This window comes from Chitinimonas naiadis, from assembly GCF_054780835.1.
In genome coordinates this window covers 465,080-485,747 of the sequence record NZ_BAAGVO010000002.1, presented here as the reverse complement: position 1 = coordinate 485,747, position 20,668 = coordinate 465,080, and the positions used below count along the sequence as shown (strand labels likewise).

Annotated in this window: 21 protein-coding genes; 10 read left to right on the top strand and 11 right to left on the bottom strand. The window is 63.4% G+C overall.

From position 1 onward, the window contains the following. Positions 1-59 precede the first annotated feature (59 nt). From ACYVHK_RS04605 to ACYVHK_RS04590, 4 genes are all read right to left on the bottom strand, one after another. Positions 60-527: a CPBP family intramembrane glutamic endopeptidase gene (locus tag ACYVHK_RS04605; RefSeq protein ID WP_460528075.1), complete on the bottom strand. Its 468-nt coding sequence runs from the start codon at positions 525-527 to the stop codon at positions 60-62. 83 nt (positions 528-610) lie between these two features. After that, entirely contained in the window at positions 611-1,234 is a 624-nt protein-coding gene (locus ACYVHK_RS04600) for an L-threonylcarbamoyladenylate synthase (RefSeq protein ID WP_460528073.1), read from the bottom strand. Between the two features lie 68 nt (positions 1,235-1,302). Continuing rightward, a complete protein-coding gene (locus ACYVHK_RS04595; protein ID WP_460528071.1) occupies positions 1,303-2,175 on the bottom strand; it encodes a 3',5'-nucleoside bisphosphate phosphatase in 873 nt (290 codons plus the stop codon). Positions 2,176-2,206: 31 nt separating this feature from the next. After that, positions 2,207-2,374: a hypothetical protein gene (locus ACYVHK_RS04590; RefSeq protein ID WP_460528069.1), complete on the bottom strand. Its 168-nt coding sequence runs from the start codon at positions 2,372-2,374 to the stop codon at positions 2,207-2,209. 46 nt (positions 2,375-2,420) lie between these two features. Between ACYVHK_RS04590 and ACYVHK_RS04585 the strand changes: the two genes are divergently transcribed. Continuing rightward, the gene (locus ACYVHK_RS04585; RefSeq protein ID WP_460528067.1) at positions 2,421-4,550 is read left to right on the top strand and encodes a M3 family metallopeptidase; all 2,130 of its coding nucleotides are present in this window, start codon (positions 2,421-2,423) and stop codon (positions 4,548-4,550) included. 81 nt (positions 4,551-4,631) lie between these two features. Here the strand turns inward: ACYVHK_RS04585 and greB are convergent, their stop codons facing one another. From greB to ACYVHK_RS04570, 3 genes are all read right to left on the bottom strand, one after another. After that, positions 4,632-5,189 (bottom strand): transcription elongation factor GreB, encoded by a 558-nt coding sequence (gene greB / locus ACYVHK_RS04580; RefSeq protein WP_460528065.1) that lies wholly within the window; start codon positions 5,187-5,189, stop codon positions 4,632-4,634. Positions 5,190-5,244: 55 nt separating this feature from the next. Further along, positions 5,245-6,966, bottom strand: coding sequence for a pseudouridine synthase (locus tag ACYVHK_RS04575; protein ID WP_460528063.1), 1,722 nt, complete (start codon positions 6,964-6,966; stop codon positions 5,245-5,247). 72 nt (positions 6,967-7,038) lie between these two features. Continuing rightward, positions 7,039-8,469 (bottom strand): aminotransferase-like domain-containing protein, encoded by a 1,431-nt coding sequence (locus ACYVHK_RS04570; RefSeq protein ID WP_460528061.1) that lies wholly within the window; start codon positions 8,467-8,469, stop codon positions 7,039-7,041. A 229-nt stretch (positions 8,470-8,698) separates the two neighbouring features. On the opposite strand from ACYVHK_RS04570, the gene ACYVHK_RS04565 reads away from it, so the two are divergent. The 8 genes from ACYVHK_RS04565 (at position 8,699) to ACYVHK_RS04530 (ending at position 16,680) form a co-directional block, all read left to right on the top strand. Then, entirely contained in the window at positions 8,699-9,229 is a 531-nt protein-coding gene (locus ACYVHK_RS04565; protein WP_460528059.1) for a M15 family metallopeptidase, read from the top strand. 8 nt (positions 9,230-9,237) lie between these two features. Beyond that, positions 9,238-9,882, top strand: coding sequence for a histidine phosphatase family protein (locus ACYVHK_RS04560; RefSeq protein ID WP_460528057.1), 645 nt, complete (start codon positions 9,238-9,240; stop codon positions 9,880-9,882). A 14-nt stretch (positions 9,883-9,896) separates the two neighbouring features. Continuing rightward, positions 9,897-11,264 carry a DNA repair protein RadA gene (radA, locus tag ACYVHK_RS04555; protein WP_460528055.1) on the top strand — a complete coding sequence of 456 codons (1,368 nt, stop codon included), beginning with the start codon at positions 9,897-9,899 and terminating at the stop codon, positions 11,262-11,264. Positions 11,265-11,367: 103 nt separating this feature from the next. After that, on the top strand, positions 11,368-12,210 hold the full coding sequence (locus tag ACYVHK_RS04550) for a phosphate/phosphite/phosphonate ABC transporter substrate-binding protein (protein WP_460528053.1): 843 nt from the start codon (positions 11,368-11,370) through the stop codon (positions 12,208-12,210). Positions 12,211-12,395: 185 nt separating this feature from the next. Then, entirely contained in the window at positions 12,396-12,728 is a 333-nt protein-coding gene (trxA, locus tag ACYVHK_RS04545; RefSeq protein WP_460528051.1) for a thioredoxin family protein, read from the top strand. Positions 12,729-12,942: 214 nt separating this feature from the next. Beyond that, a complete protein-coding gene (gene rho, locus ACYVHK_RS04540; RefSeq protein ID WP_460528049.1) occupies positions 12,943-14,193 on the top strand; it encodes a transcription termination factor Rho in 1,251 nt (416 codons plus the stop codon). A 441-nt stretch (positions 14,194-14,634) separates the two neighbouring features. Further along, positions 14,635-14,895 carry a 50S ribosomal protein L31 gene (locus ACYVHK_RS04535; RefSeq protein ID WP_460528047.1) on the top strand — a complete coding sequence of 87 codons (261 nt, stop codon included), beginning with the start codon at positions 14,635-14,637 and terminating at the stop codon, positions 14,893-14,895. 123 nt (positions 14,896-15,018) lie between these two features. After that, a complete protein-coding gene (locus ACYVHK_RS04530; RefSeq protein WP_460528045.1) occupies positions 15,019-16,680 on the top strand; it encodes an ArnT family glycosyltransferase in 1,662 nt (553 codons plus the stop codon). Between the two features lie 84 nt (positions 16,681-16,764). Here ACYVHK_RS04530 and ACYVHK_RS04525 read toward each other — a convergent pair whose 3' ends face one another. Continuing rightward, positions 16,765-18,180 (bottom strand): TAXI family TRAP transporter solute-binding subunit, encoded by a 1,416-nt coding sequence (locus ACYVHK_RS04525; RefSeq protein ID WP_460528043.1) that lies wholly within the window; start codon positions 18,178-18,180, stop codon positions 16,765-16,767. A 291-nt stretch (positions 18,181-18,471) separates the two neighbouring features. On the opposite strand from ACYVHK_RS04525, the gene ACYVHK_RS04520 reads away from it, so the two are divergent. Then, the gene (locus ACYVHK_RS04520; RefSeq protein ID WP_460528041.1) at positions 18,472-18,879 is read left to right on the top strand and encodes a hypothetical protein; all 408 of its coding nucleotides are present in this window, start codon (positions 18,472-18,474) and stop codon (positions 18,877-18,879) included. A 65-nt stretch (positions 18,880-18,944) separates the two neighbouring features. On the opposite strand, the gene ACYVHK_RS04515 is transcribed toward ACYVHK_RS04520, so the two are convergent. The 3 genes from ACYVHK_RS04515 to ACYVHK_RS04505 form a co-directional block, all read right to left on the bottom strand. Then, positions 18,945-19,811 carry an isochorismatase family protein gene (locus ACYVHK_RS04515; protein ID WP_460528039.1) on the bottom strand — a complete coding sequence of 289 codons (867 nt, stop codon included), beginning with the start codon at positions 19,809-19,811 and terminating at the stop codon, positions 18,945-18,947. Positions 19,812-19,939: 128 nt separating this feature from the next. After that, complete coding sequence (iscX, locus tag ACYVHK_RS04510) at positions 19,940-20,134, bottom strand: Fe-S cluster assembly protein IscX (RefSeq protein ID WP_460528037.1); 195 nt, start codon at positions 20,132-20,134, stop codon at positions 19,940-19,942. Further along, positions 20,131-20,622 carry a YbaK/EbsC family protein gene (locus ACYVHK_RS04505; protein ID WP_460528035.1) on the bottom strand — a complete coding sequence of 164 codons (492 nt, stop codon included), beginning with the start codon at positions 20,620-20,622 and terminating at the stop codon, positions 20,131-20,133. The genes iscX and ACYVHK_RS04505 overlap by 4 nt, the downstream gene beginning before the upstream one ends. Positions 20,623-20,668 lie beyond the last annotated feature (46 nt).

The following is a 20,668-nucleotide window of genomic DNA, read 5'->3' as shown; positions in this document are numbered from 1 at the left end:
CCCTCTTTAGATCGCGGCAATACCGCAGGATACGAGACGACGATGCGACGGTTGGCCAACTAGCTGACAGGCGCCAAGCCGGAACGTTGCAACCAGTGCGCGCTCCAGGCCAGCAGATTGTGCAGGGTGTGTATGCCGGCAACGGCCAGGAAGGCATGCCCATGGGCGACGCGCGCACGATACCAGTAAGCGGTGGCGAACAGCACACCCAGCAAGGTGCCGAGGATAACGCCCTCCAGCAGGCGCTGATAGTGCAGCAGGCCAAACACCAGGGCACTGAACAGCACCGGCCACAGTGGGCGTCGGGTGACGCGGCCCACCAGCCAGAGCGGCAGTTGCTGGTTGAGCAGGGTTTCGATCCAGGGCGCGAGCAATACGGCACCGACAAAGAGATGCGACAGGCTGCGCAGCGCATCCCCCTGGTACTGCGGAAAAGGCTGACCTACGGCGGCGGCCGTCTCGCCGATCAGCAGCATCACCACGATCTTGGTGCACAGGGAAACACTGTAGACGCTCAGTACGAACAACCAGAACGGTTGCTGCGCCCACCGCTGGCAACCATGATCACAGCGGGCTGCCAGCGCCGGCCAAGCCCCAGCCAGACCCGACCTCACAGGCCAAATACCGCCACGTCGCCAGCGCCCTGCCTGACAAGCACGGGGTCGGAAGCGGTCAGATCGATCACGGTGGTGACACAGGTGCCGCACGCCCCGCCATCGAGCACGGCATCCAGCTGGTGCTCGAGCTGCTGGCTGATCTCCCAGCCATCGGTTGGCGAGAAGTCCTCCCCCGGCAACAGCAGCGTAGAGGACAGCAGCGGTTCGCCCAGTTCGTCCAGCAGCGCCCGCACCACCTTGTGCTGCGGGACCCGCAAGCCGATGGTCGAACGCTTGGCCTGCATGACGCGGCGCGGTACCTCGCGCGTTGCCTGCAGGATCACGGTGTAGGGTCCCGGCATGGCGCTCTTCAGGTAGCGGTACTGCCGGTTGTCCACCTTGGCATAGGTGGCCAGTTCGGACAGGTCACGGCAGACCAGCGTGAAATGGTGCTTGTCATCGACTTGGCGGATGCGACGGATACGCTCCAGCGCATCCTTGTCGCCCAGGTGGCAGCCTAAGGCATAGCAGGATTCGGTCGGATAGGCGATCACACCACCATTGCGGATGATCTCGACGGCCTGTTTGATCAGTCGGGGTTGTGGATTGTCTGGATGAAGTGCGAGGTAAAGCGCCATAACGAGATTTTCTTGTTGTCAGCCCGGGTTGCCCCCTCGGGGCTCCCTAAATATAGGCTGCCTATCGACTAGGTGGGGGCACACCCATCAGCTGGCAAGGTGGTCTCATCGAACCAGCGGCGCCATACCGGCTCCGGTCCCGGTGGCATATCGGGCAGCATGCCCGGCTCGCGCGCACCTTCGCCGGTCGCATGGTAGTCCGTACCGACGGACGCCAACAGGCCCGTCGTCTCGGCAACCCGGGCAAATCGCTCGAAATCGCTGGGATGATGGCTGCCGGACACGACCTCGATGCCCTCGCCGCCGACCGACTTGAATTCCTCGATCAGTTCGCCCAGCGTCTGCTTGCCAAAATCGTAGCGCCCCGGATGGGCGATGACCGCGACGCCGCCGGCGGCGCGTATCCAGCCTACCGCATCGGCCAGTGTCGCCCACTGGTGGCTGACATAGCCCGGCTTGCCCCGCGCCAGGTACTTCTTGAAGACGCCCTTCATGTCCTTGGCCAGGCCCCGTTCGATCAAATGCCGGGCAAAGTGGGCGCGGCCGATCATCTCCGGGTTGTCTGCAAACTTGCGGGCGCCCGCGAGCACACCGCTGACGCCATAGGCTGCCAGTGCTTCATCCATGCGTACGGCCCGCTCATCGCGGCCGTGCCTTACGCTGGCAAGGCCCGCCAGCAAGCCGGCATGTTCGGGATCGAAACCCAGGCCGATGATGTGCAGCGTGTGCTTGCGCCAACTGACCGATATCTCGACCCCGGTCACAAACTGCATGCCCAGCTGCGCCGCTTCGTCGGCCGCGTCCTTCAAACCCCGGACATCGTCGTGGTCGGTCAGCGCGAACAGCTTGCAGCCCCGGCTGTGCGCGCGCGCAACGACCTCGCGCGGCGGCAGCATGCCGTCGGAAATATTGGAATGGGCGTGCAGATCGATGGGCAACATTAGCAATGATTCTCCTGGCGACATCTTATCGCTAATCGAACCGGTCAACCGGTTTCGTGATAACCGAGCAGACATGGCTGATCGCACCACGCGGAGGGGATACCTCTTCGACCGGCAAGCCGGGCATGAATTCCGGGTAGAAATAGTTCGGTACCGAGCGCATCAAGCCCAGCCACACCCATGGTGGGTCGATTATCATGCTGCGCTTTCAAGCCATCCGCTTATCCATCCCGTCGGAGCCTTTGATGTCACGCAAGCTTCCCGTTCTGCTCGCCAGCCTCACCTTGCTGGCCGGCGTGCCATCGATGGCCGCCATCAGCGGCCAGGCCAGCAATCCGCTGCTGCTACCGAGCACCCTGCCCTACCAGTTGCCACCGTTCGACAAGATCCGTAACGCCCATTTCGCCCCGGCCTACGCCGAGGGCATGCGCCAGCAGCAGGCGGATATCCGACGGATCACCGATAACACCGAGGCGCCGAGCTTCGACAACACCATCCTGGCGCTGGAAAAATCGGGCAGCCTGCTCAAGCGTGTCGCCATGCTGTTCGACAATCTGGGCGCCACCTGGGGTAATGACAGCATGGATGCGCTGCGCAAGCGCCTCGCCCCCCAGCTCGCAGCCAACACCGATGCGATCATGCTCAACGACAAGCTGTTCCAGCGCGTCGATGCCCTGTACCAGGGCCGCGACAAGCTGGGGCTGGATGCCGAGTCCCTGCGGCTGCTGGAGCGCTACCACAACGACTTCGAGCTGGCCGGCGCCCGTCTCTCCGCGGGCGACAAGGCCCAGCTCAAGCGCCTTAACAGCGAGCTGGCCGTCCTGCAGGAGACCTTCGGCCTGAATGTGCAGAAGGACAGTAATGCCGGCGCCGTGCTGGTCGAGAACCGTGCCGAGCTGGCAGGCCTGTCCGAGCAGGACATCGCCACCGCCGCCGCGGCCGCCAAGGCGCGTGGCCAGGACGGCAAGTACCTGCTGTCGTTGACCAACACCACGGGGCAGCCACAGGAAGACGAACTCGACAACCGGATCGTACGGCAGCGTATCTACGAGGCGTCGATCCAGCGCGGCAGCCGTGGTGGCGAGTTCGACAATCGCAAGGTCGTGCTGTGCATCGTCAAGCTTCGTGCCGAGCGGGCACGCCTGCTGGGTTACCCCAACTTCGCCGCCTATGCACTGACCAACCAGATGGCGAGCACGCCGACGGCAGCCAACAAGCTGCTGGGCGATGTCGCCGCGGCCGCCGTCCGTAATGCCCAACAGGACGCCAAGGGCCTGCAAGCCATGATCGATGCCGACAAGGGCGGCTTCCAGCTCGCGCCCTGGGACTGGGGCTACTACACCGAGAAAGTACGCAAGGCCAGCTTCGACTACAGCGAATCGGACCTGCGTCCCTACTTCGAACTGGACCGCGTGCTGCAGGATGGCCTGTTCTACGCCGCCAACCGGCTCTACGGCATTACCTTCAAGGAGCGCAAGGATCTGCCGGTGTATCAGCCGGATGTGCGGGTGTTCGAGGTGTTCGAGGAGAGCGGCCAGCCACTCGCGCTGATCCTGTTCGACTTCTATGCGAGCGAGCACAAGCGGGGCGGCGCCTGGATGAACAACTACGTGGACCAGTCCACCCTGTTCGGCAATCGCCCTGTCGTCGGCAACCACCTGAACATCCCGAAGCCGGCCAAGGGCCAGCCTACGTTGCTGACGACCGACGAAGTGGAAACGCTGTTCCATGAGTTCGGCCATGGCCTGCACGGCATGTTCTCGAACGTGCGCTACCCCTACTTCTCCGGCGCCCATGTGCCGCGCGATTTTGTCGAGTACCCGTCGCAGTTCAACGAGATGTGGGCTTTCTGGCCCGAGGTGCTGACCCACTACGCCAAGCACTACCAGACCGGCACGCCCATGCCGCCGGCACTGCTGGACAAGGCGCTGGCCGTGCGCAAGTTCAACAAGGGCTTCGCCACCACCGAGTATGTGGCCGCAGCATTGCTGGACCAGCGCTGGCATGAACTGACGCCGGAGACCATCCCGACCGACGTACTGGCTTTCGAGGCCCAGGCGCTGAAACAGGCTGGCGTCGATTTTGCCCCCATCCCGCCGCGCTATCGCAGCACCTACTTCCAGCACACCTTTGCGGGTGGCTATGCGGCCGGTTATTACGCCTATCTCTGGAGCGACGTCCTGGCCTCGGACAGCAGCGTCTGGTTCAGGGAAAACGGTGGCCTTACCCGCCAGAATGGCGACTGGTTCCGCCAGCACATCCTCTCCCGTGGCGGCAGTGTCGACGCCATGACGCTATACCGTGCCTTCCGCGGCAAGGAGCCCGGTATCCAGCCCCTACTGGAGAAGCGCGGCCTGAGCGCCACGGCGCCCTGACCGCCCAGCAATCAGCAACATCGGCAACAAAAAAGCGGAACCATGGGGTTCCGCTTTTTTTGCTTGAAGCGCCGGTCAGGCTTAGCCCAGATCCCGGTAGACGACCTCGAGTATCTCGATTTCCTCTGCGCCGGCGGGCCCGCGCAGCAGCACGGTGTCGCCTTCCTTGGCCTTCAGCAGGCAGCGCGCCAAGGGGGATATCCAGCTGATATGGCCCTTTTCGAGGTCAAGCTCGTCAACCCCGACGATGCTGACCGTCTGCTCATCGCCATTGCCGCGCAGTACCGTCACCGTCGCCGAGAAAAACACCTGGTCGGTGGCCTCGCGGGTAGCGGGGTCGACCACCTCGGCGTTTTCCATGCGCTTGGTCAGGAAGCGGATACGACGATCTATCTCGCGCAGCCGCTTTTTGCCATAGATATAGTCACCGTTCTCGGAACGGTCACCATTGCCAGCCGCCCAGTTGATCATCTGGGTCAGGGCTGGCCGCTCCTTGGTCACCAGGTCATGCAATTCCACCCGCATGCGATTCCAGCCGCCAGGTGTCATGTAGTTCTTGGTGGAGGCAGGGAGCTTCAGTTCCTCCGGCAGGGCGTCATCGTCGTCCCCTTCGGATTCCCGGGTAAATGCCTTGTTCATACGCTTGCCTGTTTCACGACGAAAACACCCCGGGGCACGCCCGGGGTGTCCAGCCTCAACGTGTTGCCACCCGACCGGTCAGGCTCAGGCCGGCCCATTTGAGCACCGCCAGCACTTCCGGCTCGTCCAGTTCATAGTACTGGCCCCGCTTGAGGCGGGATGGCAGGGTCAGCATGCCGAAGCGCACCCGCATCAGGCGGGAAACCGTCAGTTCGAAATGCTCGAACATGCGGCGCACTTCGCGGTTGCGACCTTCCTTGAGGATGACGCGATACCAGTGGTTCATGCCCTCGCCGCCCTGGTCTTCCAGGACCTCGAAGCGGGCGGTACCGTCTTCCAGCTCGATGCCGGTCACCAGCTCCTTCTTCTGCTCGTCGGTCAGCTGGCCCAGCACGCGGACCGCATACTCGCGCTGTACTTCGAAGCGCGGGTGCATCAGCCGGTTGGCCAGATCCCCGGAGGTCGTAAAGATCAACAGACCCGAGGTATTGAAGTCGAGACGACCCACTGCCACCCAGGCCGAGCTCTGCACCTTGGGCAGGCGCTCGAATACCGTGGTACGGCCTTCCGGATCGTCGCGGCTGACCAGTTCGCCCTCCTGCTTGTGGTAGAGCACGATACGCGGCAGGCGGTCGGGCCACTTGATCAGGATGGGCTTGCCGTCGAACATGACCTTGTCGCCCATAGAGACGCGTGCGCCCGGTTGGCAGATCTGGCCATTGATGCTGACGCGGCCCTCGGCCACCCACTCGTCGCAGTCACGGCGCGAACCGATGCCGGACAGGGCCAGCGCCTTCTGGATCCGCAGGTCACCGATGTATTTCGCCTCGACCCGCTTTTCACGCAATTCCAGCGCCTGACGTTCGTGCTTCTCGCTGCCATGGCGCTGGCGCAGCTTCTTGGCGGGCTCGACTGGCAGGTCGGCCACATTGACCGGAGCCTGTCGAGACGCCGCACGCCGTGCTTCACGGCGGCCATCCTCATCCAGCGACTTGTATTCCGCGCCGCGTACGGGACGTGGCGCACTCTCAGGCGCGTGGCGCTGGTTATCTATGCTGCCAAACGCCTTGCTGTTGAGGCCTTCACCGCGGGCACGACGGCCCTGGCCAGTATCGCCAGCCGGATTGACACCGCGTGGTGCGCGCCCTGCCGGCGCAGCCTCGCCACGTGCAGCACCGGCACCGGTGCGAGGCCCGCGCGGGCTGTAGCCCTCAGGCGAACGGCCACGGCCTTGCTCATCGGCGGGCCCCCGACGACCTTGCTCGGCCGACTGGCGCCCACCCTGGCGTGGATTGTCGCCATAGCGCGTGTCTTCACTACGGCCGGCTGGGGCCGAACGCGGGCCGCGCGGCTGATAACCTTCTTCACTGCGGCCGGTGCCACCGGTGCGCGGTGCACGCGGGTTGTAGCCCTCGGGCGAGCGGCCGCGACCCTGGTCGTCCTGACCACGGCGGCCCTGCTCTGCAGTCCGCCGACCCCCCTGGCGGGGATCTTCTCCCCGACCAGCCGGGGCAGAACGTGGGCCGCGCGGCTTGTAGCCTTCTTCGCCACGGCCTTGCCCATCAGGACGGGGGCCGCGCGGCGCACTGTTGCCACGCGTGTCATCGGCGTAGCGGCCACGGCCTTCGCCGCGACCGGATTCTGCAGGCGGAGACCGGCGGGCATCGGAACCGCGTCCCTGGCCAGCCTCACCTTGTGGAGGCCGCGCACGGCCGCCGCCACGGGGAGCGGAGGACGGTGCAGCGAATTTGGGGGCGGGTTTGCGGGGCGGTGCCATGTTTCGGTACTCCAAAGGCGAACGGCGGTGTAACCACACCGCCGCCCTGTTCAATATGTTGTTAAGGATAGATTATAGCGCACGAGCGGGCTCCCCTGCCGCGACATGTTCCAACCAGCGCCAAACCCGATCGTCCTGCATGTGCGCGACATTGAATCGCAACCAGGGCGTAGGCCCGCCCTGCGGGCTGAACAGCACCCCCGGCGCCTGCATCAAACCCTGCAGCAGCGCGGCTTGCGCGAGGGGCGCGGTATCGGCCACGCCTGGCAAACGTGCGAAGCTGAACATGCCGCCGCCGGGTTGCGCCCATAATTCGAACCCCAATGCTTCCAGCCTGGGCAGGGTCGTATCGGCTACCTGCTTGAGCCGGCCCTTCACCCTGTCCATGTGTTTCCGGTAGGCCCCCTCGGTCAGCATGGCGTGGATGACGCGCTCGGCAGCCTCCGAGGTGGAGAGCCCCGTCAGCAGCTTGAGATCGCACAGGTCCTGCGCCCTGGCGGGCGATGCAGCGATGAATCCCACCCGCAGGTTGGCCGACAGTGTCTTGGAGAAACTGCCGATATAGATCACCCGGTTCAGCTGGTCCAGTGCTGCCAGCCGCTCGCCGGGACCGGTCTGGAAATCGCTGTAGATATCATCCTCGACGATGGTCAGGTCGTATTTCTCCGCCAGTTGCAGGCAACGATGGGCGGTGGCGCGGTTCAGGCTGGTACCGGTCGGGTTGTGCAGCACGCTATTGGTGATGAACAGCTTGGGCTTGTGTTCGGCCAGCAGGCGCTCCAGTACCACCACATCCGGCCCGTTGGGTGTGCGCGGTACGCCATACAAGCGGGCGCCATTGAGCTTCTGGTTGGCAAAGACGTTGAAGAAGCCGGGGTCATCGACCAATACGGCATCGCCTTCATCCACGAAATACCGGGCGATCAGGTCCAGCGCCTGCATGGCACCGTGAGTCAGGACGATCTGCTCGGGCTCGGCTTCAATCTCCAGTTCCGCCAGCCTGACCGTCAGTTGCTGCCGCAAGGGACGGTAGCCAAAGGGCTCGCCATAGGCCGTCAGCCGGGCATTGGGACGCCGGGTCAGGTCACGCAAGGCTTTCTCCAGCTCGGCTTGCGGCATCCAGCTCGCCGGCAGCCAGCCGCAGCCCGGCTTGAGGATATCGTTGTCCGAGGTCAGCGCGTCGTGCCGCAACAGCCAAAGACTGTCCACACAACGGCTCAGTGGCGGCTCACGCCGTACCGGCGCATTGGCATGGGCCTCGACCCGTGGCGCCACGTAGAAGCCTGCACCTCGCCGCGACTGCACATAGCCCAGCGCCACCAGACGGTCGTAGGCCTCGACCACCGTGAACTTGGAGACCCGGTACTCCGCCGCGAAGCTGCGGATCGACGGCAGACGGCTCCCGGCCCGCAGACTCTTGTCGCCGATACGGACGATGAACTGCTCGACGATCTGCTCCACCAGCGGCTGCGCCTGGGCGTGGTCAACAATAAAGGGTTGCATGGCATCTCCGCGGTCGAAGCTGTGGCGCCGCCGGACCGGCATGCCGGAGGTGGCAAGCGCGGCGGGCAACAACTGTCCAGCAATTGTCCTGTCATTGTCCAGCAAACCGTACCGCACAGCTAGCCCGGCTTCGCAGCGCTGGCGCCGCGGCGCATCCCGGCTTCGACATACCGGCCATGTCACGACCCGAACTGTCACAAGCCCGACCTGCGCGTTACACTCCTGCCGCATGAACGACGCAGCCCAACTGACCGACCTGCACGCCGAACTCGGCATACCGCCCGACTATGCCCTGGCGCGCAGCCTGCCGTTTTGCCCGGAAGCCACGCTGCTGGTGCCACTGGGGCTCGATTGCCTCGGACGCGACCAGTTTGCCGACATCGCTGCGGCGGCCGCCTGGCGGGCGATGCGGACCGCTGCGGCAATCGACGGCATCGAGTTGCAGCTGGTATCGGCATTTCGCAGCATCGCCTATCAGGCCAACCTGATCCGCAAGAAGCTGGGTAACGGCCAGTTGATCGCCGACATCCTTACCGTCAGTGCAGCGCCGGGGTATAGCGAGCACCACACCGGGCGGGCACTAGACCTGAGCACGCCCGGCTTTGCCGTACTGGAAGAAGACTTCGAGACCAGCCCGGCCTTCGCCTGGCTGCAAGGACATGCATCGCAATACGGCTTCATCCTGAGCTATCCGCGCGGCAATCCCCACGGGATTGCCTTTGAACCCTGGCACTGGTGCCATCAACCTTCCGCGACCTGATCCTGTCCATGCCCAACACCACTCTCTGGCTGATCCGCCATGGCGAAACCAGCTGGAACGCCGAACGCCGCTTTCAAGGTCATACCGATGTACCGTTGAATGCCACCGGCCTCAGCCAGGCCAAGCGGCTCGCGGAGCGACTGAAGGAAGACCATCGCGACGACGCCTTTGCCATCATCTATAGCAGCGACCTGGGCCGGGCCCGGCAAACCGCGCAGGCCACCGCCCAGGCGACCGGCCTCGACCTGCTGATCCATACCGGCCTCAGGGAGCGGCATTACGGCGTGCTGTCGGCGCTGACGCCGGAAGAGATGGCGGTCCGCCACCCCGAGGCCTACGCCCAGTGGCAGGCACGCGATCCCGACTACGTCCTGCCTGAAGGCGAGAGCCTGAGCGCCTTCAACCAGCGCGTCATGCAGACACTGGAAGAAATCGCCGAGGCCCACCCCGGGCAGCAGGTACTGGTCGTCGCCCACGGTGGCGTGCTCGATTGCGCCTACCGTGCCGCCACTGCACAGCCCTTGAGCGCGCGGCGCCAGCACAGCCTGCACAATGCCAGCATCAATCGCGTCCGCTATCAGGGCGGCCGTTACCAGGTCGAGCAATGGGGCGATATCGCCCATCTGGAGGCGGAAGCCTTCGACGAAATCTGAAGCCGCAGCAAACCATGGCCAAACCCAAGACTGTCTATTCCTGCTCCGATTGTGGTGGTGTCAACCCGAAGTGGCAGGGCCAATGCCCGCACTGCGGCGCCTGGAACACGCTGTCGGAGACCATCGTCGCCGATGCCAAGCCGGCCGGCAGCCGTTTTCGCGCGCTGGCCGCCGGTGGTGGCGTGCAGTCGCTTGCCGAGGTCGAGACCGCCGAAGCCCCCCGTATTCCGACCGGTAGCGAAGAACTGGACCGGGTACTTGGCGGCGGCCTGGTCAACGGCGCTGTGGTGCTGATCGGTGGCGACCCCGGCATCGGCAAGTCCACGCTGCTGTTGCAGGCCCTGGCCCATCTGAGCCAGCAACGCCGCGTGCTTTATGTATCCGGTGAAGAATCCGCCCAGCAGATTGCCTTGCGGGCACGCCGGCTGGCGGTCGAAGCCGGTCCGGTCAGACTGCTGGCCGAGATCAATATGGAAACCATCCTTGCCACGCTCGCGGCCGAAAAGCCGGAGATCGTGGTGATCGACTCCATCCAGACCGTCTATAGCGAGCAGTTGCAATCGGCGCCCGGCTCGGTCGCGCAGGTGCGCGAGTGCTCCGCGCAACTGACCCGCTACGCCAAGACCAGTGGCACCACCATCCTGCTGGTCGGCCACGTGACGAAGGACGGCGCCCTGGCGGGGCCGCGCGTACTGGAACATATCGTGGACGCGGTGCTGTACTTCGAAGGCGATACCCATTCGAGCTTCCGCCTGATCCGCGCCCAGAAGAACCGCTTTGGCGCGGTCAACGAACTGGGCGTCTTCGCCATGACCGACAAGGGTCTGCGGGGCGTGACCAATCCTTCGGCACTGTTCCTGTCCCAGCATGCCGAGCCGGTACCCGGCGCCTGCGTACTGGTGACCCAGGAAGGTACCCGTCCGCTGCTGGTCGAGATACAAGCCCTGGTCGACGAAGCGCACGCTCCCAACACCAAGCGGCTGGCCGTCGGCCTGGAACAGAACCGGCTGGGCCTCTTGCTGGCCGTGCTGCATCGCCATGCCGGGGTGGCCTGCTTTGATCAGGATGTCTTCGTCAACGCGGTGGGCGGTGTCCGCATCGCCGAACCGGCAGCCGACCTGGCGGTACTGCTCGCCATCGTGTCCTCGTTGCGCAACCGGCCGCTGCCGGAAAAGCTGGTGGTATTCGGCGAGGTCGGCCTGGCGGGTGAAGTCCGCCCGGTGCAACGCGGCCAGGAGCGCCTGAAGGAAGCGGCCAAGCTGGGCTTTACCCGCGCCATCATCCCCAAGGCCAATGCACCCAAGACACCCATACCTGGCATGACCATCCGTGCAGTCGAGCGGCTGGACCAGGCAGTAGAGGCCATACGCGAGTACGAATAAGCCTGCGTTACCGGCCCGCCTGTGGGAATCCCTTACAGGGATAGCCCCAGCAGCCAGGATTTATGACAAATGAGATCATCGAGGTTTTAGGATGATCCGTTACATGAAGTCAGGAAAATGGTTGGGCCTCGCGGCCTGGGGTGCCGGTCTGCTGGCCTTGGGTATGACAACATCGGTACAGGCGGCCGACAAGACGCCGCTTTGCCTCGCCGTGGCGGAAGGCAGCTCCGGCCAGGCCGATGTGACGGCTGTTCGCGACAAATACCGTGGCCTGGCAGATGAACTGGCGCAGGCCGTGGGACGTCCGGTCAAGGTTCGCGTGCTCAACTTCAATGTGCTGCTGCAGACCATCAAGCAGGGTGAATGCGAGATCGTCTACACCCGTACCAGCTATATCGCCGGCTGGGCGATCCGTGACCAGCAATACAGCCTGCTGGCCGCCAACGAGGGCAGCAAGGAAGTCGTCTTCATTTCCCGCGGTGGCGATCGCTACGCCTCGGTCAAGGACCTGCGCGGCAAGCGCGTGGCCATGCCGGAACCGCAGAGCGACCTGACCATGGTCGCCAATGCCATGCTGCGCGATGCCGGCATGAAGCCAGCCGACCTGCAGGTCCAGAGCACCAACCTGCAGGAAGCCATCATCTTCGGCGTGGACAACCAGCTCAGCGATGTGGGCGTACTGACGTCCAACTCCAAAGCAGCCAAGGATTGGGCCAAGAAGGGCGGCGCCGTCGGCGTCAAGAGCCGTACCCTGCCGAACTGGGCCTTCCTCGGTGCCCCGAGCCTGCGTGGCGAGGAAGCTGAACGTGTACGCGGCGCCCTGCTCGGTCTGGCCAAGTCCGACAGCGGCAAGAAGGCCTTGCAGGACGCCAATCTCTCGCCACTGATCCCCGCGCGGCCAGCCGACTACCTGGCCGTCGTGACCTGGGTCGGCCCACCGGTCTGATCCCTCGCCACACCAGCACTTTGAACGCACGCGGACCAGCCCGGGAGCCACTCCCGGGCTGGTCCGCTATCGACTTCATCTAAATATTCAATCGCCGTTTGCTTTTCGTTTGGCTACCCAATGGGTTAGCATTCGATCACATTCTGCCGGCCAGGCCGGCGCGAACCAATCACTGGAGATATTCCATGAGCAGCGAGCTGATTCACCATGTGTCCGACGCCAGTTTCGAAGGCGACGTGCTTCAAGCCGCCGGCCCTGTGCTGGTGGATTACTGGGCCGAATGGTGCGGCCCTTGCAAGATGATCGCCCCCATCCTTGATGAAGTGGCAAACGAATACAACGGCCGTCTGAAGGTCAGCAAGCTGAACATCGACGAAAACCAGGCCACCCCGCCGAAGTACGGCATCCGCGGTATTCCGACCCTGATGATCTTCAAGGACGGCGCCGTAGTCGCCACCAAGGTGGGCGCCTTGTCCAAGTCGCAACTGACCGCTTTCATCGACAGCAACCTGTCCTGAAGCGTTTGAGTCGCGCCAGCGCCGGCTGCTTGTTTAACCACAAGCCGCCGGCGTTTTATTTTGTCCGTTGACAGCAGCGAAAGTGCCAACTAAGCTGCTCGCAAAACCTGTTCCAATCGCCGATGAATCCATTCCGGCGGTTCCGGCACTCAGCCGATTCTCACTTCCTCCGTAAAACACCTCCCTCCATCAAGACTGGAAAGTCTACCCGCACATGCATTTGTCCGATCTCAAGCACAAGCACGTATCCGAGCTGGTCGATATGGCCACCGATATTGACGGTGCAAACCGGATGCGCAAGCAGGACCTGATCTTTGCGCTATTGAAGAGTCAGGCAAAGAAGGGCGAAAGCATCTTTGGCGACGGCACGTTGGAAGTGCTGCCCGATGGCTTTGGCTTCCTGCGTAGCCCCGATACCAGCTATCTGGCCGGCCCTGACGATATCTACGTCAGCCCCAGCCAGATACGCCGCTTCAACCTGCATACCGGCGACACCATCGAGGGCGAGATTCGTACCCCCAAGGATGGCGAGCGCTACTTTGCGCTGGTGAAGGTGGATCGCGTCAACAACGACACGCCCGAAGCCACCAAGAACAAGATCCTGTTCGAAAACCTGACGCCGCTGTTCCCGACCGAACGCATGACGCTGGAACGCGACATCAAGGCCGACGAGAACATCACCGGCCGGGTCATCGACCTGATCGCACCGATCGGCAAGGGCCAACGCGGCCTGCTGGTCGCGCCGCCCAAGTCCGGCAAGACCGTGATGCTGACGCACATCGCCCACGCGATTACCGCCAACCATCCCGATGTGATCATGATCGTGCTGCTGATCGATGAGCGCCCGGAAGAAGTGACCGAAATGACGCGTACCGTACGCGGCGAAGTGGTCGCCTCCACCTTCGACGAACCGCCGACCCGCCATGTGCAGGTTGCGGAAATGGTGATCGAGAAGGCCAAGCGCCTGGTCGAACACAAGAAGGATGTGGTCATCCTGCTTGATTCGATCACACGCCTCGCTCGCGCCTACAACACGGTGATCCCGGCCTCCGGCAAAGTACTGACCGGTGGCGTGGACGCCAACGCGCTGCAAAAGCCCAAGCGTTTCTTTGGTGCCGCCCGCAATATCGAAGAAGGTGGCTCGCTGACCATCATCGCCACCGCGCTGACCGATACCGGCAGCCGCATGGACGATGTGATCTACGAAGAATTCAAGGGCACCGGCAATATGGAACTGCATCTCGACCGCCGCATGGCCGAGAAGCGGATCTACCCGGCGATCAACGTCAACCGTTCCGGCACCCGCCGCGAAGAGCTGCTGATCCCCCAGGAACAGCTGCAGAAGATCTGGGTACTGCGCAAGCTGCTGTACCCGATGGACGAACTGGAAGCGATGGATTTCCTGTTGGGCAAGGTCAAGCAGACCAAGAACAACAATGATTTCTTCGACTCCATGCGCCGGTGATAGGGCCCGAAGAGATTCGCAGTTAGTCAGTCAGCTCACCGCCCGGCAAAGCCGGGCGCTAATCGGCAGTGGCATATCGACGGCACTTTCGCTTTCATATCACCCACTCCCCCCGCCAGCTCTGCACGCACAGGTTCTAGGCGCGAAAGCGCCAAGAACTCTGGCAGCCGCCGCAAGCGAGGGAGCCTCGCTGACGCTCATCAGTGGATTTTTTCAAGCATCAATGCGGCTCATACCAAGTAAAGCCTGGCTGCCTCGATACGGGCGCCAGGCTTTTTCGCTTTTCGCAACTGCCGCTTAAGGCCGCAGGTATGACGTCGCCCTTGGCCCCTCGATTTTTCTTGCCCGATCAAGGGCATATCGCGCATAATCGCGAACTTTTCTACGTAAGACCGGGCTCTGCACAACCCAGACCCACCTTTAGCTAAAGGGACCCCCGAAATGAAAGCTGGCATTCACCCCGAGTACAACGAAGTCATCTTCTTTGATGCAAGCGTTGACTTCAAATTCCTGACCCGTACCACCATGAAGGCTCGCGGCGCCGAGACCATGAAGTGGACCGACGGCAATGAATACCCGGTCGTGCGTCTGGACGTGTCGTCCGAATCGCACCCCTTCTACACCGGCAAGCAAAAGATCGTCGATACCGCCGGCCGTATCGAGAAGTTCAACAGCAAGTTCTCCATGTACGCCAAGAAGTAATCTGGCCCATGCAGGAAAAAAGGCAGCCACGGCTGCCTTTTTTTATTTACTGCGCCACCGTGGCCGTCTACGCCCTGCACCGCCCCTGTTAGACTGCGCGCATTCATTTCGTATCGCTCCACCATGCTGACCTATACCCCGCCACACGAACAGGATCTCCCCCAGGCGACTGAAAAACCCTGGGCCTTGCTCTTGCTGTGCCTGGCCTGGCTATTGCCCGGCCTGCTGTGGCGGGAACCCCTCAAGCCCGACGAAACCCTGGTGGCCGATATCGTCCGCCATCTGCTGGAGGGTGGCGGCTTCGTCGTACCCACCGTCGCAGGCGAACCCTGGCTGGAGCGCGCTCCGCTGTTCTATTGGGTAGCAGCCGGCTTTGCCTGGATAGGCCAGTTGTTCGGCCTCGCCATCCATGATGGCGCACGGCTCGCTACCGGCGCCTTCATGGCCCTGGCCTTATGGGGCACCGGTCTTTCCGCACGCGAACTGATCGGCCGCCGACATGGCCGTAGCGCGGTCCTGATCCTGATCGGCTGCGCCGGATTGCTGCTCACCGGTCACTTCCTCAATGGCGACCTGGCCGTGCTGGCCGGCTGGTGTTGGGGTATCTACGCGCTGGCCCTGGCACCCAGGCTGCAATTGCGGGCTGCACCCTTGCTTGGCGCCGCCATTGCCCTTTGCGGCCTGGCAGGCAGCCTGGCCGAGCCTGCCCTGCTGATCGTTCTGGCCCTGCTGCTGACACCGTTCCAGGCCTGGCGCTTTCCGCGCTACGGCCTGGTCCTGCTGATCGCACTGGCGATCTCCCTGCCGCTGGTGGCCGCCTGGCCACTGGCCTTGCGGCAGGTATCCCCAGGCGGATTCCAGCAGTGGTACGACGCCTACTCGCTGGGCTTCTTCGGTGGTTTTGCCCAACTACAGGCCTGGCATCCTTTCGGCTTCTACCTGCAACTGCTGCCCTGGTTTGCCTGGCCCGCCTGGTTCCTGGCTGGCGCGACGCTCTGGATGCAGCGCGACCGCCTGATGCAGCCGCGCTTCCAGCTGCCGGTGCTGGCCGGAGTGCTGGCCTTGCTGTGCATGGTCCTGTCCAATAGCGGCCGTTCCGGCTATGCCCTGCTCCTGCTGCCACCGTTGGCACTGGTCGGCGCGGTCGGCCTGGATGTGTTGCGGCGCGGCGCCTCGGCCTTCGTCAACTGGTTCGGCGTGATGACCTTCGGTTTGCTGGCCCTGGCGCTTTGGGTCTGCTGGTTTGCCATGCAGTTCGGCATTCCCGCCCGCCTCAATGGCCGCATCCATGACCTGGCGCCGAGCTTCACCCACCATTTCAGCATCGGCGCCCTGCTGATTGCCATCGGCTTTACCGCGGCCTGGCTATGGGCCGTTTCGCGTCGCCGACCCATGGGTCGCCAGGCGGTAACCAATTGGGCGGCCGGCATCACGCTATGCTGGGGCTTGGCCGTCGTTGTCGCAGCGGGCTGGGTGGATGCCCGCACCAGCTACCGCGACTTCGCCGCCGAGATCGCCCCTGCCCTGCCCAAGACGGGCTGCATCGCCAGCGAGAACCTGCAGCCAAGCCAGCGGGCGGTATTGCACTACTACCTGGGTGTAAAGACGCTGCGTCGCGAGCTGCATCCGGAAAACCAGTGCAACTGGCTGCTACGACAGGGCAATGTCGAAGACCTGACCGCACCGGATGGCTGGACGGAAACCTGGCAAGGCGCCCGCCCCGGGGACCGTAACGAGCGCTACTACCTGTACCGTCGGGATGATGCGCTGGCAAAGCCCGAGTAAGTGGCTGCCAGACCCAGCAAAAAGGCGCGGATTTCCGCGCCTTTTTGCTGGGTTCATGTCTGATCGGCCTCCCGACGCTAGACGCTAGCCGCCGGCGGTTGATGCCCCTTCGCCTTGCTCAGCCAGCCGCGCCCGGACAAAGGCGATGTGCTCACGCAGCACATAGATCTGGTCGATGAAGGCCAGTGGCACGCTCAGTTTGTTCACTGCCTGCTCGATCTCGTCCAGCCTTGCCAGCAGGGCTGCGGAATCCTTGCCGCGCGGGTTGTTCAGCAAACCGCGCTCAAGCGCCATCAAGGCGCCATACCAGGGATAGATACGCGAGTGGATACGCCAGCGATACAGCCAGGGCAGGATGCGTAGACCGGGGATCAGCAATACCACGATGGGTAACAGTACGATGACGATGCGGTCCAGCAGGCTTGCCATCCAGAACGGCAGGTTACGGTAGAAGAAGCCCTTGCCGTATTTGTAGTAACGGTCGGCATCCTCGCTGAGCTTGAAATCGGTTGCCTGGGCCTTGGGGAACTCATCCGCCTCCTGCAGCAGGCCTCGGCGGCCGTGCACCTCGCGGGCAGCGTCGATCAGCAGGTCCGACAAGGCGGGGTGCAGGTTCTCCCGCGCCACCAGTTCGACATTGGCCGCCAGAAGGTCGGTGTCGGCCGCAGGAATGTTTTGCGCCAGATCGACTGCCCCCATGGGCAGCCGGATCTTGTTCAGATAGGGAAAGCGCCGGACATAGGCGTCGACCTGAGCCAGGTTCAAAAGATGCACGTCCGGCACGAACATCAGTTTGCGTATGGTATCGAGCTTGGCCGAATCCCCCGTCAGGAATACGGCATCGATCTCCCCGGCCAACAGGTCGTCCACCGCGTCGTCCGCTTCCAGGCCGCGCAACTGGGCGTTCCTGCCATGCTCGATGCCGTTGGCCTGGAACAGGGAGGTTGCCAGCACCCGGGCACCGCTGCCGATGCGACCGATGGCCACGCGCTTGCTCTCGAGCTCCGCGAGACTGCTGATTGTCTTCTCCCCGCGGTAGAACATGAAGACCGGCTGACGCGAGACGCTGCCCAGCGACACCAGCCCCTCGCGCTCCCCTTCGGGCGAGACGCCATCCACGACGAATGCCACATCGACCTTGCTATGGGGATCGTTGAGGCGGTTGAGGTTTTCCAGCGACCCTTCCGAAGGCTGGATGATCAGCTTGATGCCGTTACGCGCGAGTATCTGCCGGTAGCGCTCGGCATTACGATCGAACACGCTGCCCTCCGGACCGCTCGATAGCGTGATGACGCGTGGCGGGGCCGGGTTCAGGTACCAGACCGCCGATCCGACCAGCAGGATGCAGAGCAGCGCAAAAGGACCGATCGTCACGGCCATGTCCCGCCAGGAGATCGCCCCGATGCGCGCCCGGAATTGCTCAGGCAACACCTTGCCGACCACCTTGTGACGGAGTTTCTGGCGGCGTGGATCCCGCGGCTGAGGGGGTACTTTCGACATGTCCTCTCCTGTTTATGGCCGCAGTGTGCCATGACACCCGGCCAAGCTGCCACGTAGCCGCGCGTAAACACGGCCGACCACAGGCCAGACTGAGGGGCAGGAGACCGGGATGAATATATTCGGCCTGCCATTTGTCGGAGAAATACCACGCCCGCCGACCATGCCGGCCGCGCGCAACATGCGCCAGCCCTTGCATTGACGGGCGCGAACCCGCCCGGGCCGGATCAGGTGTCCGGTCGCCCGCCACCCGGACTGGCGAGGGCCGGGGATAGTCGGATAAACTTCTCCACTATGTTTCGTCCTCAACGCGCGCTCTCGCTGGTCGTAGTAGGCAGCCTGCTCTGGCTGGGCTTCGCCGCGCCCGCCATGGCCGAGTCGCGACGGGCACCGCAAGCCAAGATGGATGCGATTACCCAGTCCGGCACCGGTAGCCAGGGCTTGGACAGCAGCGGCAAGCCTGTCGCCCCGGCAGCCAAACCGGATAGCAAGAACGCCCAGCGTGCGAGTGATTGCTGTGCCGGCAACAAGCGCTGCGACGGCAAGTGCCAGGCTCCCTGCATCGGCCAGCCTGCACGCACGGGTTACTTCGGCCCGCTGTTTGATCTGTTCGAAGGCAGACCAGGCTGCCCACGGCGCGACATGGCCGATATGGACGATGTCGAGTCCACAACGGCAGACCGCCCTCCCCGCCTGATCTGATCTCGCCCCCATTCCATGCAAAAAGGCCGGCTATGCCGGCCTTTTTGCTGAGCGAACCCTACCGTTCAGGTATTGGGCAACAGGCGTATGCCGTAGCCACCACCCATGACCTCCAGACCAAACAGCCTGTCGATATTGGGATGCTTGCCCGGATGCTTGCGGGCATCCTCGGCATGCTCGGCGTACAGCCATTGGCCCAGACGCGCAGCCTTGGGCGTGATCGCGCCAAAGTCGCGATACAGCACGTTGTAGACCGCCAGGGAGCCGGTCTGGCCGGGCCGGTTCTCGATGATGGCTTCGAGCTTGCCCTCGCGCCACAGCTGCATGCTGCCCAGGTGATCCACCCTCGGCAGGGTGCTGAGCACTTCCTGGAAGGTCAGGCTGGGCAATACCTGCAACAGTTGCTTGCTGGCCTCGCGAAATTGCGGGACACGGCTGTCCCGCATCCATTCGAACAGGGCCATCTCGCGTGTCACGATGGTGATGCCGGCTGCCGCGATGCGGTTCAGTGCAGCGGCCTTATCGATCTCGCTGCGCGAGCCGATGGCGTCTGCCACCACGAACACCTGCTTACCCTGCGATTGCAACTCCAGGGCTGTCTGCAGCACACAGACATGCGCCTCGATGCCACACACCACTACCTGCGGACGCGACGCGGCCGCCGTCCCTTCCAGGCACTCCGCCGCCACGCAGGAGAAGCTGGTCTTGTCCACCACTGGCGCATCACCATAGGCTGCGGTGAGGAAGGGCAAGGTCTTGCCCAGGCCTTGCGGATATTGTTCAGAGAAAACAGCAGGAACGCCGTTGAGGCGCGCTGCATCCAGCAGCCACTTGATCGCTGCCACGGTACGGGGCGCATCATGGATGGCCGAGACCAGCTTTTCCTGCACGTCGACTACCAACAGCGTGCATTGATCGGTCTGCATCAGCATGGGCGGGCTCCTTATCGTTATGGGGATGACGCTATGCTACCGTGCCAAGGCCCTGCGCCAAAAGCAAAAGGGCGTATTGCGACGCCCCTTCTCCCTGCTCTGTCGGCTTTTTGGCGCAAGCCCGCGCGCTATTCCGCTTCGTCCATCCAGCACAGCTGGATGGCTTCGAGTATTTTCTCGCCGCAATGCTTGGGATCGTCGTCGAAACCGTCCAATGCGAGCACCCACTCCATCAGATCGGTAAAACGCAGCGCCTTGGGGTCGAGGTCGGGAAACTTGTCGGCCAGTGCGATGGCAATCTCGCGCGAATCGGTCCATTTCATGGGGCTTGCTCCTGTTTGATATCGGCTAGCGGCGCCTGCGTCAGCCCGTGCAGATCATTGGGGGTAATTCGGAAAACACTGTCGCCGGTACCACCGGCGGCCCATACATGCGGGTATTGCTGCAGATCCTGATCCATCAGTACCAGCGGTGGCTCCAGATGGCCGACCGGCGCTACGCCGCCAATGCTGAAGCCGGTCTTGCGCTTGACGAAATCGGCATCGGCACGCGCCACGTGCTGCCCGAGGACTGCAGCGACCTTGCGTTCATCCACCCGGTTGCTGCCGCTGGTGATGACGACCACGACGCGGTCGGATTCCACGGCACGCAGGACGATGGACTTGGCGATCTCCGCGACGCTGCAGCCTATGGCAGCCGCGGCATCCGCCGCGGTGCGTGTTCCCGCAGGAAAGGTCTTGATCTCGATCGCGACGCCCGCCGCCACCAGTGCGGCCTCGACTCTTCGCTGGCTATCAGGTGCAGTGCTCATCGCCTATTCCGTGCAGGGCATATAGAGAGGCCATTGTGCCGACTCC

Excerpts from the sequence above, each read along its gene's own strand:
- ACYVHK_RS04600 (WP_460528073.1), bottom strand. The coding sequence starts at position 1,234 with ATGGCGCTTTACCTCGCACTTCATCCAGACAATCCACAACCCCGACTG.
- ACYVHK_RS04595 (WP_460528071.1), bottom strand. The coding sequence starts at position 2,175 with ATGTTGCCCATCGATCTGCACGCCCATTCCAATATTTCCGACGGCATG.
- ACYVHK_RS04590 (WP_460528069.1), bottom strand. The coding sequence starts at position 2,374 with ATGATAATCGACCCACCATGGGTGTGGCTGGGCTTGATGCGCTCGGTA.
- ACYVHK_RS04585 (WP_460528067.1), top strand. The coding sequence starts at position 2,421 with ATGTCACGCAAGCTTCCCGTTCTGCTCGCCAGCCTCACCTTGCTGGCC.
- greB (WP_460528065.1), bottom strand. The coding sequence starts at position 5,189 with ATGAACAAGGCATTTACCCGGGAATCCGAAGGGGACGACGATGACGCC.
- ACYVHK_RS04575 (WP_460528063.1), bottom strand. The coding sequence starts at position 6,966 with ATGGCACCGCCCCGCAAACCCGCCCCCAAATTCGCTGCACCGTCCTCC.
- ACYVHK_RS04570 (WP_460528061.1), bottom strand. The coding sequence starts at position 8,469 with ATGCAACCCTTTATTGTTGACCACGCCCAGGCGCAGCCGCTGGTGGAG.
- ACYVHK_RS04565 (WP_460528059.1), top strand. The coding sequence starts at position 8,699 with ATGAACGACGCAGCCCAACTGACCGACCTGCACGCCGAACTCGGCATA.
- ACYVHK_RS04560 (WP_460528057.1), top strand. The coding sequence starts at position 9,238 with ATGCCCAACACCACTCTCTGGCTGATCCGCCATGGCGAAACCAGCTGG.
- radA (WP_460528055.1), top strand. The coding sequence starts at position 9,897 with ATGGCCAAACCCAAGACTGTCTATTCCTGCTCCGATTGTGGTGGTGTC.
- ACYVHK_RS04550 (WP_460528053.1), top strand. The coding sequence starts at position 11,368 with ATGAAGTCAGGAAAATGGTTGGGCCTCGCGGCCTGGGGTGCCGGTCTG.
- trxA (WP_460528051.1), top strand. The coding sequence starts at position 12,396 with ATGAGCAGCGAGCTGATTCACCATGTGTCCGACGCCAGTTTCGAAGGC.
- rho (WP_460528049.1), top strand. The coding sequence starts at position 12,943 with ATGCATTTGTCCGATCTCAAGCACAAGCACGTATCCGAGCTGGTCGAT.
- ACYVHK_RS04535 (WP_460528047.1), top strand. The coding sequence starts at position 14,635 with ATGAAAGCTGGCATTCACCCCGAGTACAACGAAGTCATCTTCTTTGAT.
- ACYVHK_RS04530 (WP_460528045.1), top strand. The coding sequence starts at position 15,019 with ATGCTGACCTATACCCCGCCACACGAACAGGATCTCCCCCAGGCGACT.
- ACYVHK_RS04525 (WP_460528043.1), bottom strand. The coding sequence starts at position 18,180 with ATGTCGAAAGTACCCCCTCAGCCGCGGGATCCACGCCGCCAGAAACTC.
- ACYVHK_RS04520 (WP_460528041.1), top strand. The coding sequence starts at position 18,472 with ATGTTTCGTCCTCAACGCGCGCTCTCGCTGGTCGTAGTAGGCAGCCTG.
- ACYVHK_RS04515 (WP_460528039.1), bottom strand. The coding sequence starts at position 19,811 with ATGCTGATGCAGACCGATCAATGCACGCTGTTGGTAGTCGACGTGCAG.
- iscX (WP_460528037.1), bottom strand. The coding sequence starts at position 20,134 with ATGAAATGGACCGATTCGCGCGAGATTGCCATCGCACTGGCCGACAAG.
- ACYVHK_RS04505 (WP_460528035.1), bottom strand. The coding sequence starts at position 20,622 with ATGAGCACTGCACCTGATAGCCAGCGAAGAGTCGAGGCCGCACTGGTG.